We start from the raw sequence: 17,814 nt of genomic DNA, 5'->3' as shown, positions 1-17,814 counted from the left end.
GGAAATCAGATGAAGATCAAGTCCATGCTGCTCGGAAGCCTCGCCGCCGCGGCGCTCGCGGTCGCCTTCGGCGGCCCGGCGAGCGCCCAGATGAGCGACGGCGTCATCAAGATCGGCGTCCTCAACGACCAGTCCGGCACCTATGCGGATCTGTCGGGCCAGGGCTCGGTGTTCGCCGCCAAGAAGGCCGTCGAGGACTTCTGCAAGGAGCAGAAGTGCTTCGAGAAGATCGAGGTGATCTTCGCCGACCACCAGAACAAGGCCGACATCGGCTCGGGCGTGGCGCGGCGCTGGTACGACGTCGAGCAGGTCGACGTGATCGTCGACACGCCGACCTCCTCGGTGGCGCTCGCCGTCAATCAGATCACCCGCGAGAAGAACAAGGTGTTCCTCAACTCCGGCGCCGCCGCGTCCGAGCTCACCGGCAGCGCCTGCTCGCCGAACTTCGTCCACTGGACCTACGACACCTGGGCGCTGGCGCACGGCACCGGGGGCGCCATCGTCAAGCAGGGCGGCAAGACCTGGTACTTCCTCACCGCCGACTACGCCTTCGGCCATGCGCTCGAGCGCGACACCGCCGCGGTCGTCGAGCAGATGGGCGGCAAGGTGCTGGGCAAGGTGCGCCACCCGTTCCCGGCCCAGGACTTCTCGTCCTTCCTGCTGCAGGCGCAAGCCTCCAAGGCGCAGGTGATCGGGCTCGCCAATGCCGGCGCCGACACCATCAACTCGATCAAGCAGGCGTCCGAGTTCGGTATCGTCCAGGGTGGCCAGAACCTCGCCGGCCTGCTGGTCTTCATCACCGACGTGCATGCGCTCGGCCTGAAGACCGCGCAGGGCCTGATCTTCACCGAGGCCTGGTACTGGGACACGAGCGACGCGAACCGCGCCTTCGCCAAGGAGTTCGCGGCGGCCAACAAAGGCAACCATCCGAGCATGGTGCAGGCCGGCGTCTACTCGGCCGTGATGCATTACCTCAAGGCCGTGCATGCGCTCGGCTCCGACGCCGACGGCGCCAAGGTGGTGGCCAAGATGAAGGAGATGCCGACCGACGACAAGCTGTTCGGCAAAGGCACGATCCGGGCCGACGGCCGCAAGATCCACGACATGCTGCTGGTCGAGGTGAAGAAGCCGGAGGAGAGCAAGGGTCCGTGGGACTACCACAAGGTGCGCGCCGTGATCCCGGCCGCGGAAGCCTTCCGGCCGCTCGCCGAAGGCGGCTGCCCGCTGGTGAAGTGAGACTGGCGTCAGCGAAGCCTGCGTTCCCTCTCCCCGCACGCGGGGAGAGGTAAGAGAACGAGAGTCGAGGTGACGCAGACATGTTCGAGCTGTTGGGCGTGCCGCCCCAGGCCCTGATGGGTCAGCTCCTGCTGGGGCTGATCAACGGGGCGTTCTATGCGCTCCTGTCGCTCGGGCTCGCGATCATCTTCGGCCTGATGAACGTGATCAATTTCACCCACGGCGCCCAGTACATGATGGGCGCCTTCGTGGCCTGGATGCTGCTCCAATACGCCGGCATCCCGTATTGGGGCGCGCTGGCGCTGTCGCCCGTGATCGTCGGGGCGACCGGCATCGTCATCGAGCGCCTCCTGATCTCGCGGCTCTATCATCTCGATCATCTCTACGGGCTCCTGCTCACCTTCGGGCTCGCCCTGATCATCGAGGGGCTGTTCCGCCAGCAATACGGATCGTCCGGGCTGCCCTACGCCAACCCGATTCCCGGCGGGCAGAATCTCGGCTTCATGTTCCTGCCCTGGTACCGCGGCTGGGTGGTCGTCTTCTCGCTCGCCGTGTGCCTGGTCACCTGGTTCACGATCGAGCGCACCAAGCTCGGCGCCTATCTGCGGGCCGCCACCGAGCGTCCCGAGCTCGTCCAGGCCTTCGGCATCAACGTGCCGCGCATGATCACGCTGACCTACGGCGTCGGCGTCGGGCTCGCGGCGTTGGCCGGGGTGCTCGCCGCGCCGATCTACACGGTCAACCCGACCATGGGCTCGAACCTGATCATCGTGGTGTTCGCCGTCGTCGTCATCGGCGGCATGGGCTCGATCGCCGGCTCGATCGTCACCGGATTCGGGCTCGGTGTCGTCGAAGGCCTCACCAAGGTGTTCTGGCCGGAGGCCTCGGCCACCGTCATCTTCGTCATCATGGCGATCGTCCTCATGGTGCGCCCGCAGGGCCTGTTCGGAACGCCGCGATGACCAGCACGAGCCGCAGGGCCGCGAACGGCAACGGCCGCAACGTCGAGATCATCGTCTTCGCGGTGCTGATCGCGGCGCTTCTCGTCGCGCCCTTCGTCGTCTACCCGGTCCTCCTGATGAAGGTGCTGTGCTTCGCGCTGTTCGCCTGCGCCTTCAACCTTCTGATCGGCTACGGCGGGCTCCTGTCGTTCGGCCACGCGATGTTCTTCGGATTCGCGGCTTACGTGTCGGGCTATACGGTGAAGTCCTGGGGGCTCTCGACCGAGCTCGGGATCCTCGCCGGCACCGCGGTCGCGGCCGGGCTCGGGCTCGTCGCCGGCGCCATCGCGATCCGCCGCCAGGGCATCTATTTCGCCATGGTGACGCTGGCGCTCGCCCAGATGGTGTTCTTCTTCTGCCTGCAGGCGCCGTTCACGGGCGGCGAGGACGGCATCCAGGCCATCCCGCGGCGCCCGCTGTTCGGCCTGATCGACATCTCCGGCGACGTCTCGCTGTACTACCTCGTGCTGGCGATCTTCGCGATCGGCTTCCTGATCATCTGGCGCACGATTCATTCGCCGTTCGGGCAGGTGCTCAAGGCGATCCGCGAGAACGAGCCCCGCACCGTCTCGCTCGGCTATGCGGTCGACCGCTTCAAGCTGATCGCCTTCGTGCTGTCGGCGGCGCTCTCCGGCCTCGCCGGCGCCACCAAGGCGCTGGTGTTCCAGCTCGCCTCGCTCACCGACGTCGGCTGGCACATGTCGGGCGAGGTGGTGCTGATGACGCTGGTCGGCGGCATGGGCACGGTGTTCGGGCCGATCGTCGGCGCCGCCGTGATCGTCGTCATGCAGAACACCTTCACGGGCTTCGGCGAGTGGGTGCTGGTGGCGCAGGGCTGCATCTTCGTGCTCACCGTGCTGCTGTTTCGCCGCGGCATCGTCGGCGAGATCGTCGCCGTCGCGCGGCGGCGGGCGGGGCGCGACGCGGCGGTCGGGCACGAGGCGCCGGCCGAGTAGCCGATCGACACCGTGGAGGCGGGTGGTAGGGGCGGCGCTTATGGTGCAGTGCGGGCAAGAATATTACAGATCGTAAGCCTCTTACGAACAAAAGTGTTGCGCTGCGGCGTGAAATCGGTACCATCTTGTGCGTGTGCCACCCGAGCAGGAGCTTCCCCGTGCTTCAGCGCAGCGATCTGGTCGCGTTCATGCCGACGTCCGACATGTGCCACTACCTCGCGCGCGTCGCCCACGGGCACGCCGCCACGCTCCACGCCTGGGTGGTCGACGGGTTGCGCGACCACGGGCTGATCGACCACCACGACCGGCTGACCGAGCACGGCCACCGCATGCTGGCCGCGGGCGATTAGGACGGGATCCGGATCGGCGCCGCCGCGGACCCGCAGTCAGTCCCTGCGCGGCCGTCCCGGATGCTCGCCGCGCGAGGCGTCGCGGCCGGCGACGCGCTCGCGCCGGTGCTCCAGCTCCAGGGTCACCAGCCGGGCCAGCAGGGTCGCCGGATAGAGCTGGCCGATGATCGTCTCGATGTTGCAGCACGCCCGGGCGATCGGATGCACCGGGGCGATGTCGCCGTAGCCGGTCGAGGTCAGGGTGACGAAGCTGAAATAGATCAGGTTGCTGGCGTTGCTCGGGCTGTCGACGATCTCGAGCCCGGCGAAGGCGGTCGGGATGAACAGGCCGACGAAGGCGAAGACGGCCACGAAGGCGGCCGCGACCAGCAGATAGAGCAGCACGGCGCCGATGACCCGGTGGGTGTTCACCCGGCCGGGGCCGAACACCAGCCGCGCGACCACCGAACCGAGCACCACGGACAGGACGAGCCAGCCGCCGGCGGCGAGCATGATGTCCATCCGGGACGGCGTGTGCAGGCGCAGCACCACGGCGGTGCCGTTCATCACCAGGCCGACCAGGAGCAGCGCGAACACCCACGGATTGCCCGACATCACCAGGGCACACGCCATGATGCCGAGCAGCACGACGGCGCCCAGCATCTGCCCCGGCTCCGAGCCCGTCGCCTGCAGCGGCACGGCGACGAAGAACAGGAGCAGCATCAGCACCATCAGCACGGTGAGGAGCTGATCGCTCCAGCGCGCCTGGGCGCGCTGCAGCCGCGCCCGGAAGCCGCGCATCGCGCGGGCGCTCGCCGGCTCATGCATGCTGCGGCTCGGCGACGGCGGGGCCGGCCGTATCGGCCGTGGTCGATCCCGGGGGCGGTCCCGACGGCGCCGCCGGCGGCGTCCCGGCGAGGGCCGCTCGGCGCCGCGCGATCAGCCGCTCCAGCCGGTGGATGGCGAGCGACAGCGCCGCCGGGTCGGCGGCGTCAGGGTCGCGCGTCGCGATGCGGTCGAGCTCGGCGTGCAGGATCGCATCGATCTGCCGCTCGATGCCGGTGAGCGCGGGCTCGTCCGCGGCCGCCTCGATCCGCTCGGAGAAGCCGCGCAGGCCGGCGAGCGCGTTGATCTCGCGGCCGAGGTCGCGCGCCATGAAGCGCCAGGCCGCCGCCGCCACCGAGGTGAGGCCGCCGAGCAGCATCGAGCCGTAGAAGATCTGGTCGCCCCACTTGTCGAAGAAGGTCTTCACGTCGCCGTCGAAATACGCGGCGGCGCCCGGGTGGATCGGCACGAAGGCGTCGCTGTCGGTGCTCGGCGCGGCGATCTGGGCGAGCAGCGGGTACTCGCCGACGAGATCGCGGCGGACGTCCATGATGGCCTTGGCGAGCGCCGCGACCGTATCCTCGTCGACCGTCTTGCGGATCAGCAGATGCACCGGCACGCGCAGCGTCGTCAGGTCGTCGTCCGGGACCGGGGGGGAGCCGCGCAGCGTGCCCTTGGGCACGTCGTAGCTCTCGAAGGCGCGCGACACCGCCGCGATGGCGCCGGCAGCTTCGATCGGGATCAGGCCGGGCGACTGGCGGCTGGTCGGAAACAGGCTGCGCAGCAGGGTCAGGTACTTCTCGGTCAGCGGCATCACCACCAGGATGGCGGCGACCTGCTTGGAGGCGACCGCCGCCGGCGCGTCGGTGACGACGAGGTCGCGGAACGTCACCTTGAGGTGGTCGAGGTCGTATTCGCGCTCGAGTGCGGCGACGACCGCGCGGTTGACCGGGCCGCTGATCACCCCGACGGTCTTGCCCTTCAGCTCGGCGATCTCGGTGATCTTGCTGCCCGGCGGCGTCACCAGCAGCACGACGATGTTGGACACGACGACGACGGCGCGCGCGTCGCCGAGGTCGCCGACGTCGGAGCGGCCGACCACGAGGTCGACCTCGCCGGACGAGAAGGCCTCGGTGGCGTCGAGCACGCTGCCCTTGTCGATCACCTGGAGCCGCACCGGCGCCTTGGCGGCGGCGAGCCGCGCCGCGAGCGCCGTCACCACCTTGGGGGTCTCACCGCCCAGCGATCCGGTGGCGACCGTCAGGGTCTTCGGCGCGGTGACGTAGCGCCACCCCCACAGGCCGCCCGCGACGGCGAGCATGGTCACCCCCAGCACGACGGTGATGCGCAGCCAGCGCGGCAGCCGTCCGGTGGCGACCGCCGCGATGCCGGCCACCACGGCGGCACCGGCCGCCACGCCGGCGACCTTCTGGAACTGTCCATGGTCCATCGGTGTCCTCCGGACGTGCGGACCGGGAGCCGATCCACCGCCCGAAGGTATCGTGCGGTTTGCCCGACCTGTCGAGAGGCCGACAGGCCGGCCGGGCCGCTCAGGGGATCAGCAGCGACGAGCCGATGGTCTTGCCCGCCTCGAGGTCGCGATGCGCCTCGACCGCTTCGTCGAGCCGGTAGCGCCGGCCGACATGCGCCTTGATCGCGCCGGCGGCGACCAGATCGAACAGCTTGCCGGCCGACATCGCGATCTCGTCGCGGGTCGCGCAGTAGGTCGCGAGGGTCGGCCGGGTGAAGTAGAGCGAGCCCTTCTTCTGCAGGAGGCCGGCCTCGACCGGCGGCGGCGCGCCCGTCGTCGTGCCGAACGAAACGAAATAGCCGCGCGGCGCCAGCGACGCGATCGAGGCGTCGAAGCTCGCCTTGCCGACCGAATCGTAGACGACCGGCACGCCCGCCCCGCCGGTGATCTCCTTGACGCGCGCTGCGACGTCCTCGCGGGTGCGGTCGATCACCACCTCGTAGCCGTTTTCGCGGGCGAGCCGGCACTTCTCCTCGCCGGCCGCGACCCCGATCATGCGGGCGCCGAGATGCCGACCCCACTGGCCGGCGATCAGGCCGACGCCGCCCGAGGCGGCCCAGAACAGCACCCACTCGCCCTGCTTGATCGGATAGCAGCGCGTGATCAGATACTCGACCGTCATGCCCTTCATCAGGAGCGCGGCGGCATCCGCCTCCGACACGCCGGCCGGGATTTTCAGCACCCGCTCGATCGGCATGTTGCGCAGGTCCGCGTAGGAGCCCGACGCGCCGCCCGCATAGACGACGCGGTCGCCGACCGCGAACGCGGTGACGCCGGCGCCGACCTTCTCGACCGTGCCGGCCGCCTCGGTGCCGACCGCGCCGGGCAGCGGGGCCGGATAGAAGCCGGAGCGGAAGTAGCAGTCCTGGTAGTTGAGCCCGACGACGGACTGGCGGATCTGCACCTCGCCCGGGCCCGGGTCGGCGAGGTCGATCGTCTCCATCGCCAGAACCTCGGGGCCGCCCGGCTGCGCGTATCTCACCACCCGTGCCTTGCTGCTCATGGTTCCTCCGACCGTTCCAGGGATCCGGCGCCGCGGCGGGTTGTTGTGCGGATGTGCGGGCCGACGGAGCCGGAGTGTCACCGATCTCGCGGCCCGCGGGAACGCGCACCGGCGGGGGCGTGCCATGTGAAAACCGACGGGCCGAGGTCGTGCCGCGGTGCGGTGGGTGACGGCGCGCGGACCGCGAGCCGCTCCGCCTGCCGCACGGCGACGTTGTCGCGGCGGGTCGGGAGGCGATCGGAAAAATGCGTCTCTCTGATCTGTGTCAAAGTCCGACACGTCTCGAGCTTCTAGAAAGGCCTCGTTGCGCCGCTTCACGGGGGTGAGTGGTGCGACACGAAAGGGGTGGTCCTCGCGGACCACCCCTTTTCTTGTATGCCGCGCATGATTGGCCTCGGACCCGGCTCGACCTCCGTCGCGTGGCACCCGCGGTCGCCGTCACGATCCGTCAGGGGGCACGCTCCTCCGTCTCGGCCGGGCTCGTCCCGGCCGTCCATGATCGTCTTCCTTCGATGGCTTCGGATCGCGGACGGCCGCGACGCGGCGACGCACGCGACATGAGTCGCGTGGCCTGATTCGCCCGCCGGCATCGCCGACACGGCCCGACGCGGTGTCGGACGAAAATGATTCTGCACGCGACGTTATGAGATCCTGCCCGGTCGTTATCACGTTCGACCGAATGCGCTTATGGCCCGTAAGAGTCGCTTTATCCTATCGCCCGGAAGCTGCGGAAAGGTGTGGCTTCGGAGTGACGATCGGGCCGATTAGCCCTTTGAACTACGGGACTTGCCGGATGTGCAGCGCGTCGCGGCAACGTATGCAGACACGCCGCTGGCCGACGGCCGACGGTGCCCTCCTTGGGCGTTTCCTCCCTAGACTTCGGGCCGCCGACGTTCACGCCGCGCGGCCTCTTTTTTTTGCGCCGAGGGATGCGCGCGAGAGGCGCACGGGCACGCGCCGACCGTCGGCGCGCAGTCTTCCCCAACAGCCCGCGGAAGTCGAGTCGAACCGGGTCGGCGACACGTCGCGCCCGGCGATTTTCGCGGCGTGGTTACGCGGCGGGCGGCGGGGCGTTCGGTGTGGCGTTCGGGGTGGCGGACGGGGTGGGATTCGAACCCACGAGAGACTTGCGCCTCTGGCGGTTTTCAAGACCGCTGCCTTCAACCACTCGGCCACCCGTCCGATGCCGCGAGGCGCCGGCTCTTGTTTCCCGCTTTCGGCGGGGCGTCAAGTTTTCCGCGCCGCGGTCGGGCGGCGCGCACCCGTCTCAGAACCGCTGGCCCTCGTCCGGGATGTTCAGCACGACGCCACAGGCCTTGCAGTGGACGGCGTCGGGGTCGTGGCGCATCAGGCCGCAATTCGGGCAGGTGAAGCGCACCTTGGTGGGTTGCAGCAGGGCGCGGGCCAGGTTGAAGAACAGCGTCACGCCGAGGATCATGATCACGACCGAGATCAGCCGTCCCGACGTGCCGGGAAGCGTGATGTCGCCGAAGCCCGTGGTGGTGAGCGCCGTCACGGTGAAGTAGAGCGCGTCGGCGTAGTTGGCGATCGCCGGATTGGTCGCGTGCTGGGTCTCGTAGACGATTCCCGTCATCACGAAGATGAAGACGCTGAGATGCACGGTGGCGAGGATCACATCCTCGTTGCGGCGGAACCACGGGCTGTCGACGCGCAGGCGCGCGAGCAGCTGATAGGTGTGCAGGAGCCGCACGGTGCGCAGCACCCGCAGGAAGCCGGCGCCCTCGCCGACCAGCGGCGCCAGGAACGAGACGATCGCGGCGATGTCGGCCCAGGTCGCCGGATGCAGGAGGTCGCGCAGCGGGCGCCGCGAGATCGCGAGCCGCACCAGGAAGTCGGTGAGGATCACGAGGCCGAACAGCACGTCGAGCCGCTCGACCAGGTCGGTGCGCGGCAGGAACGACGTGACGACGATGAACAGCACCGTGAACAGATCGAAGCCGAGCAGCACGTAGCGGAAGCGGTGCGCCTCCGGCGTGTCGGCCTCGTAGAGATCGCGCAGCCGGGCGATCAGCCGGCGCGGGCCGGCGAGGCGACGGCTCTTCGGGCGAGACGAGGCGGGGATGGAGGTGTCGGGGGTCAAGGGCGCGCTCCTGGCGTCATGGTAGCAGGCGGCCGGGCCGGGGCGAAGTCGCCGGCCTCGGCCGGGGGTCGGCACGGGCGGGCCGGCCGCGGCCTGAACCTCGAACGACTGCGCGGCGACCAATTCCCCGGTGCTCACCGCCATGGGGACGGCATGGCCTTCGGCTTCATCTCGGTTCCGCTCGACGAGGCGCGCGAAGGGCTCGATCTCGACGCCCATTTCGGCGACCGCACGACGCTCGACGACATCGTCATCGCGTCGCCGCGACCGTCGCTCCTGGTGGTGCGGTATGCCGGCAATCACGCCGTCTCGGCCGGTGATCTCGACATGGACGGGATGGTCGCCGCCAGCGTCGCCGGCATCGTGGTCGACGGCGATCTCGAGCTGTTCGGCACCATCGTCAGCCGGCGTGCCGGCGCGACGCCCGGCTTCCTGTGGGTGCGCGGCAGCCTGCATTGTCGCGCCGTCGCGGTCGGCGCCATGGATCTCGTGGTGGACCGCCACGTCACGGCCGACCTCGTCGTGGCGACCGGCGAGGAGGGCTTCCTGCATGTCGGCGGCGACGTGCATGCCGGTCGCATGATCGTCGACGACGGCGCCGTCGCGACGGTCGTGGGCGAGGTTCTGGCGCGGCGCGGCTGGAACGGATCGGCGCAGGCTCGGGTGGCGTTGCGCAAGAGCCGGTGGGTCGACGAGGTGAAGCCCGAGCTGCGCGCCGCGTTCTTTCGGGGCGACGGCACGGTCGCCTGCACGCATGGCGAGGGCGGCCTCGTCCAGGCGCTGCTCGCCGGCCGCGACGTGCTGCGGCCGGAGCCGTGACGTCCACGCCCTGATCTCTGCACCCGGGTCTCTGCGCCCGGATCGCCGCACCCCGACGTCCGCGTCCTGCTGTGCCGACCGCCCGCCTGCCGGCCGACACGATGGCGGCCCGCCGGCGTCACAATCTCGGCGCATGGTCGGCCGATCGACGCCAGGGCGGCCGCACGGCCGCGGGCGAGACGGCGGGGCAGGGGTCGTGACGACGGGTCCGGTGCGAGGAATTTTCGGGGCCGGGGGCGGCAAGGCGCTCCGGCTTTTGGCGTTTGCGGCGGTGCTGGCCGGGATCGGCGGGCTCGGCGCGGCGGCACAGCCGGCCGACCCGCGATTCGAGTCACGTTCCGATCCACGCGATCGCCCCGGCGCGACCCGGCCGCTCCGGGCCGTGCCGACGCCGCCGCGCGTCTATCCGGGGCAGCCGCAGCGTGTCCTTCCCGCCCCGCCCGTGCAGGGGTCGCCGGCCGTCCAGCGGCCGCCCGGCGCGCCGGCCGTGATCGGCCGTCCCTACGGGCCGCCGGCCGGCTACGCGCCGGGCCGCTTCGGCGGACGGGCTTTCGGCGGACGCCCCGTCGTCGCGCGACCCTTCGCCGGTCGCCCGGCCGTCGCGCCCCCCGGCGCCGACCGGCCCGCGCTCGCCCCCGCGACAGGCGCTCCGCTGCCGCGCAATGCCGCCGGGCCGGGTGGCACGGGTCCGGGGGCCGCCGCTCCGGGTGCCGGTGCTCCGGGTGCCCCCGGCCGCGCCGCTCTCGGCCCGCGGACCGGACCCGGAGGCCGCCCGGGCTTCGCCCCGCCCGGCCCCGGTCGGCCGGACATCCGGCCGCCCGGCGGCTCGGGGCTCGCGACGATTCGTCCGGTCGCACCCGGCCGCCCGGGACTCGGCGTGGCAGGCCGCCCCGGCTTCGGCGGACCGGGCTTCGGCGGACCGGGTGTCGCCGGACCGGGCCGCCCCGGCGGTCCGGGTGCCGGTCCCTATGGCGGCTTCCGCTCGCCGGCGGCCGCCGCCTGGGCGACCATGCGGCATCGCTTCTACGTGCCGCCGCCGCGCCCGGTCGGGCCGCCGCCGGGGCTCGGCATCGGCCGCACCGCGCACGAGCGCCTCTATTCGGGCCTGCCGCCGCGCGACGAGACCCGCTTCGTCCCGCGCGAGATCGTCGTCCAGGTCGCCGATACGGTGCCGCGCGCCCAGATCGAGGCGGCCGCCCGCAAGCACGGCATCACCATGGTGGCGTCGCACGGCTTCGACGGGGCGGGCCGCACGCTCTACCACTTCCGCACCGCCGACGGCCGCGACATCCGCGACGTGATCCGCAATCTCGAGCGCGAGCAGGTCGTCGCCGCCGCGCAGCCGAACTATGTGTACCGGCTCGATCAGGCGGACGCCGTGCCGGTTGCTTCACCGGCCGTGCCGGTTGTGTCACCGGCCGTGCCGGCTGTTCAGCCCGCCGTGCCGATCGCGCCGGCCGTCACGACCCCGCCGGCTGCCGCATCCGCCGGGCCGCAGCCGGCCGCGGCGGCGGCGCTTGAGCAGCCGCTGCCGGCAGGCGATCCCGGCCAATACGTGATCGAGAAGCTGAAGCTCGCCGAGGCGCACGCGCAGGCGCGCGGCCGCAACGTCGCCATCGCCGTGATCGACTCCGACGTCGACGCCCGCCATCCCGACATGCACGGCGCCGTCACCGAGCGCTTCGATCCGAGCGGCACGCCGGCGAAGCCGCATCTGCACGGCACCGGCATGGCGGGCGCCATCGTGGCGAAGTACCGGCTGCGCGGCATCGCGCCCGACGCCTCGATCGTCGCCGTGAAGGCGTTCGACGAGCGCAGCACCGCCCCGGAGGCGACCACGTTCCAGATCCTCAAAGGGATCGACCACGCCATGCGGCGCGGCGTGCGCGTCATCAACATGAGCTTCGCCGGTCCGCACGACGTGATGATCGAGCGCAAGCTGCAGGAGGCCTACGACAAGGGCATCGTGCTGGTCGCCGCCGCCGGCAATGCCGGGCCGACCTCGCCGCCGCTCTATCCGGCCGCCGACCCGAACGTGATCGCCGTGACGGCCACCGACCGGTCCGACGCCCCGCTGCCCCAGGCGAACCGCGGCAAGCACCTCGCCCTGGCGGCGCCGGGCGTCGACATCCTCGCGCCGGCGCCCGGCGGCGCCTACCAGCTCACCACCGGCACCTCGATCGCCGCGGCCCATGTCAGCGGCGTCGTCGCGTTGGTGCTCGAGAAGCGGCCGGACCTGACGCCGGACGAGGTGCGTGCGATCCTGGTCGGCAGCGCCGCGCCGATCACCGGCACGAGCGAGACCGAGACCGGCGCCGGCCTCGTCGATCCGGTGAAGGCGCTCACCTACGAGCCGGAGATGCCGGAGGCGCCGGCCGTCGTCTCCGGCACGCCGGCCGAGCCGAAGACCCCGGCCGCGGCGGCCGCAGCCGCCGCGACACCGGTCCCGAGCAGCACCACCCGCACGGCGCCACGGCCCGCCGCCACGACGGGCCGGGCCGTGCCGTAGGCGGTCGGTCCGGTCCTTTCGGCGAGTGACGACGCGCCTCATCGTCCGTCGCGATCGCGCAGCGCGGCGCGCAGCGCGTCGGCGACGATGCCGGGCAGCGTGGTGGTGAGCACCGTCACCTTGCCGTCGAGCTCGGCGAGGCGGCGGCCGATGTCGTCGACCTTGCGCTCCATCCGCTCGAGCCGCGCCTCGAGCGCCGCGACCCGGTCGCTGGTGCGGCGCGCCTCGGCGAGCACGTGCCGCGTCACCAGCTTCTCGCCGTCGACCTCGCGCTCGAGGATGCCGATGCGGGCCGTGAGCTGGTCGAACTCGTCTCTCGTGATCAGATCGGTCATGGGCTCGGTCATGGGGGCTCGCCGAAGGTCCGACGGGGAGGGCGCCGCGGCGACGCCATGCACGGTGCGTCGCCGGCGATGCCGGTGCGGCGTCGCCGGAGATCAGGGTCGTCGAGCGTTAGTAAAACGTCAACCACAGAGCGGCGCGCGGCTTGCCGGACGGCCCCGGATCGCGCAGGTTTTAGAGGTCGCGTTGACCAGGAGTAAACCATGAGCGGTTCGGACGTCACGGGTATCGCCGGCGATCAGCTGCGCACCATCATCGAGCGCATCGAGACCATCGACGAGGAGATCAAGGCGCTGAACGAGGCCAAGAAGGAGATCTTCCTGGAGGCCAAGGGCAACGGCTTCGACGTGAAGATCCTTCGCGAGGTCATCCGCATCCGCAAGCAGGACCAGAAGGAGCGGGACGAGCGCGAGACGCTGCTCGACCTCTACCTCACGGCCATCACCAACGCGGCGACCCCGGGCGCCAAGAAGAAGGCCGCCTGACGCGTTTCGTTCGAGGCGTCTGCAGAAACGGCGAAATCCCCGGCCCGGCCGGGGATTTCTGTTTTTGGGCGTGGTTTCGGGTCGCGTGCCGCGGACGAAGCGCGTCGACCCGCGGGCCTGACACGCCACAGAGCCTCGGACCAGGGGCCGAACGGTGACGACCTTGTTCGACCGCGCTGGTTTCCGGTTCGCGGCGCGTCGCGCCGCGCCCGCCGCGACACGAGGTCTCCTTCGAGGCCCTCGCGTCGGTCTTCCGGTGGAGCGATCGCCGCCGCCGACGCGCTACGCGAACCCGGGCCTGTCGAGACCGTTGCCGGAGCGGTGCGGCCGACCGCGCCGCATGCAGCTCACACGACCGGCGCGACCGACATGATCACGCTCGGCGACGAGCGGATGTCCGAGGAGCACGGACCCAAGGCCCGGGCCCGTGACGCCCGGGCCGCCGAGGCGGCCGGTTTCGACTTCGCGGCGATCTTCGACCATTTCTTCCCGTGGCGCGACGAGCACGGGCACGCGCCGCGCGCCTGGTCGGTGCTCGGCGCCGTCGCGCAGGCGACGGAGAGGCCCGGGCCGATGACGGCCGTGACCTGCCCGACCTTCCGGTATCACCCGGCCATCGTGGCGCAGGGCGCCGCCACCGTGGCGCTGCTGAGCGACGGCCGCTTCACGCTCGGGCTCGGCGCCGGCGAACGGCTCAACGAGCACGTGGTCGGCGTCGGCCTGCGCGAGCTCGCTCCCGCCTTGAAGCAGACGAACGCCGCATCAGGGACGTTGCCGGAGGGCGCGCGCCCGAGGCCCGGAGCGCGCGCGATCGTGTCGACGTCAGTTAGAAACGCGGATGTTCGCCTCGGCGACGATCCTGGCGTTGTGGAGCGCCTCCGTCCGCAGCGCCGCGGCCATCTCGTCGGGCGTCCCGGTGGCGATCTCGAAGGTCTGCGCCTCGAGCGCCCCGGCGACGTGATCGAGCCGCATGATCCGCGCGATCTCGGCGTTCAGCCGGGCGATCACAGCCGGTGGCGTTCCGCCTGTGGTGTAGATGCCGAACCAGGACGTGACGGGCGGCATCGCGGCGACGCCGAGCTCGCGCAAGGTGGGCACCTCCGGCAGGTAGCGGGTCCGCCGCGCATCGGTGACGGCGATCGGCACGAGCTTCTTGTCGTTCACGAAGCCGATCACGGCGTTGAGCGGCGCCATCATGATCGGGATATGGCCGGCGGCCAGATCCGTGACGGCGGGCTGCGTGCCGCGATAGGGAACATGCACCAGCGGGATGTCGACCGCCCGAGCCAGAAGCTCGCCGGCGAGATGCGGCGGCGAGGCGATGCCGGGCGAATTGTAGCTCGCGCCGCCGCTGCTCTTCTTCACGGCGTCGACGAACTGGGCGAAGTCGCGTGCCGGAAACGACGGATGGACCGTGATCAGGGTCGGCGTGCTGCCCAGCGCGACGACGGGCGCGAGATCGCGCCAGATGTCGATCGGCATATTGGCACGCAGCGCCGGCAGGGTCGCCAACGTGTTCGATCCGATCATCAGCGTGTGCCCGTCCGGCGCCGCACGGGCGACGAGCTCGGCGCCCAGCATCCCGGAGGCGCCGGGACGGTTCTCGACGACGACCGTCTGCCCGAGCGAGGCCGACAGCTCGTGGCTGATCGTGCGGGCGAGCACGTCGAGCGTGCCGCCCGGCGGGAACGGAACGACGAACCGCAACGGTCGCGACGGATAAGCCTCCGTTGCCAGGGCGGACGTCTCGGACGGGGGCTGGGCGATGGCGAGCGTCGGTGCGGTCGCGACCAGCATCGCGGCGAGAAGCTTCACGATCATGGTGCGTGTCCGCCGTCTCAGGCCGCCATCGGCGCTTCGGTGCCTTCGATCTGGACCCGGAAGCCGGAGCGGACGTTCGGCCAGTAGTCCCAGATCGCCTTGTGATGCGTGCACCGATTGTCCCAGAACGCGATCGAGTGCGGCTGCCAGCGGAAGCGGCAGGTCCATTCCGGCTTGTTGCAGTGGTCGAACAGGAACTGCAGGATCCGGTCGCCCTCGAGGCGGGGCAGCTCGTTGATATGCGAGGTGAAGTCGGTGTTGACGAAGATCACCTCCCGGCCCGTGACCGGGTGGCGCGTGATCACCGGATGGACCGAGACGGGCGTTCCCGGCCCGAAGACGCGGCGACCGTCGTGCGTCGCCGTCAGCCCCTTCAGATAGACTTTCATGTTCGGCGACAACGCCTCGTAGGCGGCGTACATGCTCGCGAACATCGTGTCGCCGCCACCGTCGGGCGGCACCGTGTGATTGTAGAGAATGCTGCCGAGCGGCGGCATCGCGGCGCAGGACTGGTCGGAGTGGAAGTTCTCGCCGGAGATCTGCTTGGACGTCTCGTCGTAATGGAATTTCCGCACCAGCTCGTTCTCGGTGCTCTTGCTGATCGTCGAGGCGCCGACATGGCGACCGAGGGATCCGAAATAGCTCGCCAGGCGAATCTGATCCTCGAAGGAGATCTTCTGATTGCGGAAGAACAGAACCTGATAACGCGCGAAGGCGTCGTGCAGCGCGCTCACCTGCTCGTTACCGAGCGGCCGGGTGAGATCGACGCCGGAAATCTCCGCGCCGATGTGCGGGCTGACGGGCACGGCCGTGATGGCGCTGTAGAGCGTGGCCTTCGACGACGACGCGACCTTGGCGATTTGGGGAAGATGAGCGGTTCCACTCATGTCTGCTCGGCTCCTCGGGGGCGGTGACCTGCGCGACGGCGTTGCTCCGAGCGTTCCTCGACATTTCGCGTGAGCGACGTTTCTTATGAGCGATCACTCGCGATGATAACGCGGCTCCGGACGCTCGTCCTGAGCAAAGAAACGCTGTTCCGCTCAAAAAATGCGCTGCCGCCGGCTCGATGCGCCCGTGTCGAGCTGATCCGTGCGATATTGAACAGACGATCTGCTCGTGACCTGTCGCGCCTCGCTGTACGCTGGTGTGCCGGATGGTTCCCGCGGCAGCGTGAACCGGCACGGTGTCGGCGGCGACCAAGCGAGGAACCGTGATCATCCTCGCCATGCGCCGCCTGTCACGTCGTCGGTTCGCACGCGTGCTCCTCGCCGCTGTCGCCGCCGCGAGCGCGCTCCTGCGCGGGCACGGGGACGAGGGGCCGCCGAGCGACGCGGCCATGCTGGCGCATTTCGAGACGCATCGGGCCGGCTTCGAGGAGCTCGCCGACATGCCGGCCGAGGATCGCGGGCTGCGGCGCTTCGGTGCCGACTGGAGCGAGTCGCCGACGCCCGAGGCCGCCGGCATCACGGCGGATCGCCTCGCGCGCTATCGGCGCCTGTCCACGCAGCTCGGCATCGTGTCGGTCGTGAATCTCGGCGACCGGATCACGCTCGTTCGTTACGCCGCGGGTCTCGGCATCGGCGGTTCGGGCAAGAGTCATGTGCGAGGTCCGGCCGTGTCCTGGGCCGAGCAGACGGCAGGCGATCTCGATGCGGCGGCGCGCGCGGTCGAGCGGCGTCGCCGCGGCATGATCCTCGAGCGGCGCATCGATCCGCACTGGTGGCTGCAGCTCGACCCGGGCTGACGCTGAGACTCCCGCGCCTCGACGGCGCCGCGCCGCGAACGTCGCCGGCTTGACCCGTCCTGGTCGGGCTAGCTATATCAAGTCAAATACAGCATCGTGCCTGCCGCCGCGTTCGGCCTCGCGAGCGGATCGCTCGCGCCGACCGGCCGGTCCGGCGGTCGCCCATCGGGAGAGCCTGCCATGATCCGTCCGCTCGTCCACGCTCTCGTCGCGGCGCTGCTCGCCGTGCCGACCGGCTTGCCCGCGGCGGCTCAGGACAGCGCGTCCGGGGCGGGTGCGCCCGTCACGGTGTTCGCCGCCGCCTCGCTGCAGAATGCGCTCGACGACATCGCCAAGCACTTCACCGCGGAGACCCGGCAGCCGGTGCGGTTCTCCTATGCGGCCTCCTCGACGCTCGCCCGCCAGATGGAGCAGGGCGCGCCGGCCGACCTGTTCGCCTCCGCCGATCTCGACTGGATGGATTGGGCCGAGCAGAAGAAGCTGATCGATCCGAAGTCGCGCGTCAGCCTGCTCGGCAACCGCCTCGTCGTGGTGGCGCCGACCGACGGCAAGCTCGCCACCGTCGATCTCACCAGGGACGGCCTGAAGGCGGCGCTCGGCGACGGCCGGCTCGCCACCGGCGCGGTTGCCTCGGTGCCGGTCGGAAAGTATGCCAAGGCGGCGCTGGCGAAGCTCGGCCTGTGGGGCGAGGTCGCGCCGAAGCTCGCGCAGGCGGAGAGCGTGCGGGCCGCGCTGGTGCTGGTGGCGCGCGGCGAGGCGGCGCTCGGCATCGTCTACGAGACCGACGCCAAGGTCGAGCCACGCGTGAAGGTGGTCGCCGTGTTTCCCGCCGACTCGCATGCCCCGATCGTCTTTCCGTTCGCCCTGACCGCGACCGCCAAGGGCGACGCCCCGGCGAAGTTCTTCGCCTATCTGTCGCAGCCCAAGGCCCGCGCCGTGTTCGAGGCGGGCGGCTTCACGGTACTGAAGCCGGCCGGGCACTGAGCCGTCCCACGCGCCCGCCAGAGGCGCTGCTCCAGAGCCGGCGCGGGGCCTCCCCCCGGACTTCCGGGTCCGCGCCACGGCTGTCCGGCACGGATTGTGCTTTATGCGGCGAGCCTCGGTTGGTGGCG

Annotated in this window: 16 protein-coding genes, 1 tRNA gene and 1 pseudogene; 10 read left to right on the top strand and 8 right to left on the bottom strand. The window is 70.7% G+C overall.

Annotated features, from left to right (window positions below; translation table 11 throughout):
* Positions 1-9 precede the first annotated feature (9 nt).
* From ACFSOX_RS08180 to ACFSOX_RS08165, 4 genes are all read left to right on the top strand, one after another.
* Positions 10-1,236: an ABC transporter substrate-binding protein gene (locus ACFSOX_RS08180; RefSeq protein ID WP_378477309.1), complete on the top strand. Its 1,227-nt coding sequence runs from the start codon at positions 10-12 to the stop codon at positions 1,234-1,236.
* An 80-nt stretch (positions 1,237-1,316) separates the two neighbouring features.
* Complete coding sequence (locus ACFSOX_RS08175; protein WP_378477308.1) at positions 1,317-2,198, top strand: branched-chain amino acid ABC transporter permease; 882 nt, start codon at positions 1,317-1,319, stop codon at positions 2,196-2,198.
* Entirely contained in the window at positions 2,195-3,193 is a 999-nt protein-coding gene (locus tag ACFSOX_RS08170) for a branched-chain amino acid ABC transporter permease (protein WP_378477307.1), read from the top strand. The genes ACFSOX_RS08175 and ACFSOX_RS08170 overlap by 4 nt, the downstream gene beginning before the upstream one ends.
* 158 nt (positions 3,194-3,351) lie before the next feature.
* Positions 3,352-3,543, top strand: a complete 192-nt coding sequence (locus tag ACFSOX_RS08165) for a hypothetical protein (RefSeq protein WP_378477306.1) — start codon at positions 3,352-3,354, stop codon at positions 3,541-3,543.
* A 36-nt stretch (positions 3,544-3,579) separates the two neighbouring features.
* Here ACFSOX_RS08165 and ACFSOX_RS08160 read toward each other — a convergent pair whose 3' ends face one another.
* The 5 genes from ACFSOX_RS08160 to ACFSOX_RS08140 all read right to left on the bottom strand — a co-directional run bounded on the left by ACFSOX_RS08160 (position 3,580) and on the right by ACFSOX_RS08140 (position 8,913).
* Positions 3,580-4,350, bottom strand: coding sequence for a potassium channel family protein (locus tag ACFSOX_RS08160; RefSeq protein ID WP_378477305.1), 771 nt, complete (start codon positions 4,348-4,350; stop codon positions 3,580-3,582).
* Entirely contained in the window at positions 4,343-5,797 is a 1,455-nt protein-coding gene (locus tag ACFSOX_RS08155; RefSeq protein ID WP_378477304.1) for a TAXI family TRAP transporter solute-binding subunit, read from the bottom strand. The genes ACFSOX_RS08160 and ACFSOX_RS08155 overlap by 8 nt, the downstream gene beginning before the upstream one ends.
* A gap of 100 nt (positions 5,798-5,897) precedes the next feature.
* Positions 5,898-6,881 carry a quinone oxidoreductase family protein gene (locus tag ACFSOX_RS08150; protein ID WP_378477303.1) on the bottom strand — a complete coding sequence of 328 codons (984 nt, stop codon included), beginning with the start codon at positions 6,879-6,881 and terminating at the stop codon, positions 5,898-5,900.
* Between the two features lie 1,092 nt (positions 6,882-7,973).
* A tRNA-Ser gene (locus tag ACFSOX_RS08145) sits at positions 7,974-8,063 on the bottom strand.
* A gap of 85 nt (positions 8,064-8,148) precedes the next feature.
* A complete protein-coding gene (locus ACFSOX_RS08140) occupies positions 8,149-8,913 on the bottom strand; it encodes a potassium channel family protein (RefSeq protein WP_378477444.1) in 765 nt (254 codons plus the stop codon).
* 222 nt (positions 8,914-9,135) lie between these two features.
* Here ACFSOX_RS08140 and ACFSOX_RS08135 point away from each other — a divergent pair, with 222 nt between their 5' ends.
* Together ACFSOX_RS08135 and ACFSOX_RS08130 are read left to right on the top strand one after the other, a co-directional pair.
* On the top strand, positions 9,136-9,801 hold the full coding sequence (locus tag ACFSOX_RS08135) for a hypothetical protein (protein WP_378477302.1): 666 nt from the start codon (positions 9,136-9,138) through the stop codon (positions 9,799-9,801).
* Between the two features lie 877 nt (positions 9,802-10,678).
* Positions 10,679-12,310, top strand: coding sequence for a S8 family peptidase (locus ACFSOX_RS08130; protein WP_378477301.1), 1,632 nt, complete (start codon positions 10,679-10,681; stop codon positions 12,308-12,310).
* 38 nt (positions 12,311-12,348) lie between these two features.
* Here the strand turns inward: ACFSOX_RS08130 and ACFSOX_RS08125 are convergent, their stop codons facing one another.
* Positions 12,349-12,657: a hypothetical protein gene (locus tag ACFSOX_RS08125; protein ID WP_378477300.1), complete on the bottom strand. Its 309-nt coding sequence runs from the start codon at positions 12,655-12,657 to the stop codon at positions 12,349-12,351.
* 198 nt (positions 12,658-12,855) lie between these two features.
* Here ACFSOX_RS08125 and ACFSOX_RS08120 point away from each other — a divergent pair, with 198 nt between their 5' ends.
* Entirely contained in the window at positions 12,856-13,137 is a 282-nt protein-coding gene (locus tag ACFSOX_RS08120) for a DUF2312 domain-containing protein (RefSeq protein ID WP_378477299.1), read from the top strand.
* 369 nt (positions 13,138-13,506) lie between these two features.
* Positions 13,507-13,845: pseudogene (locus ACFSOX_RS08115) on the top strand (LLM class flavin-dependent oxidoreductase); the annotation flags it as partial.
* Positions 13,846-13,959: 114 nt separating this feature from the next.
* Here ACFSOX_RS08115 and ACFSOX_RS08110 read toward each other — a convergent pair.
* Both ACFSOX_RS08110 and ACFSOX_RS08105 read right to left on the bottom strand, forming a co-directional pair.
* On the bottom strand, positions 13,960-14,958 hold the full coding sequence (locus ACFSOX_RS08110; RefSeq protein WP_378477298.1) for a Bug family tripartite tricarboxylate transporter substrate binding protein: 999 nt from the start codon (positions 14,956-14,958) through the stop codon (positions 13,960-13,962).
* A 17-nt stretch (positions 14,959-14,975) separates the two neighbouring features.
* Positions 14,976-15,845, bottom strand: a complete 870-nt coding sequence (locus ACFSOX_RS08105; RefSeq protein WP_378477297.1) for a TauD/TfdA dioxygenase family protein — start codon at positions 15,843-15,845, stop codon at positions 14,976-14,978.
* A 371-nt stretch (positions 15,846-16,216) separates the two neighbouring features.
* Here ACFSOX_RS08105 and ACFSOX_RS08100 point away from each other — a divergent pair, with 371 nt between their 5' ends.
* Complete coding sequence (locus ACFSOX_RS08100; RefSeq protein ID WP_378477296.1) at positions 16,217-16,702, top strand: hypothetical protein; 486 nt, start codon at positions 16,217-16,219, stop codon at positions 16,700-16,702.
* Positions 16,703-16,882: 180 nt separating this feature from the next.
* Positions 16,883-17,686: a molybdate ABC transporter substrate-binding protein gene (gene modA, locus ACFSOX_RS08095; protein WP_378477295.1), complete on the top strand. Its 804-nt coding sequence runs from the start codon at positions 16,883-16,885 to the stop codon at positions 17,684-17,686.
* The last annotated feature ends 128 nt before the right edge of the window (positions 17,687-17,814 follow it).

It is taken from the genome of Rhodoplanes azumiensis (genome assembly GCF_042682915.1).
In the GTDB taxonomy this organism is placed as follows: domain Bacteria; phylum Pseudomonadota; class Alphaproteobacteria; order Rhizobiales; family Xanthobacteraceae; genus Rhodoplanes; species Rhodoplanes azumiensis.
The sequence above is the reverse complement of the archived record's forward strand: the minus strand, read 5'-3'. Positions and strand labels throughout refer to the sequence as shown.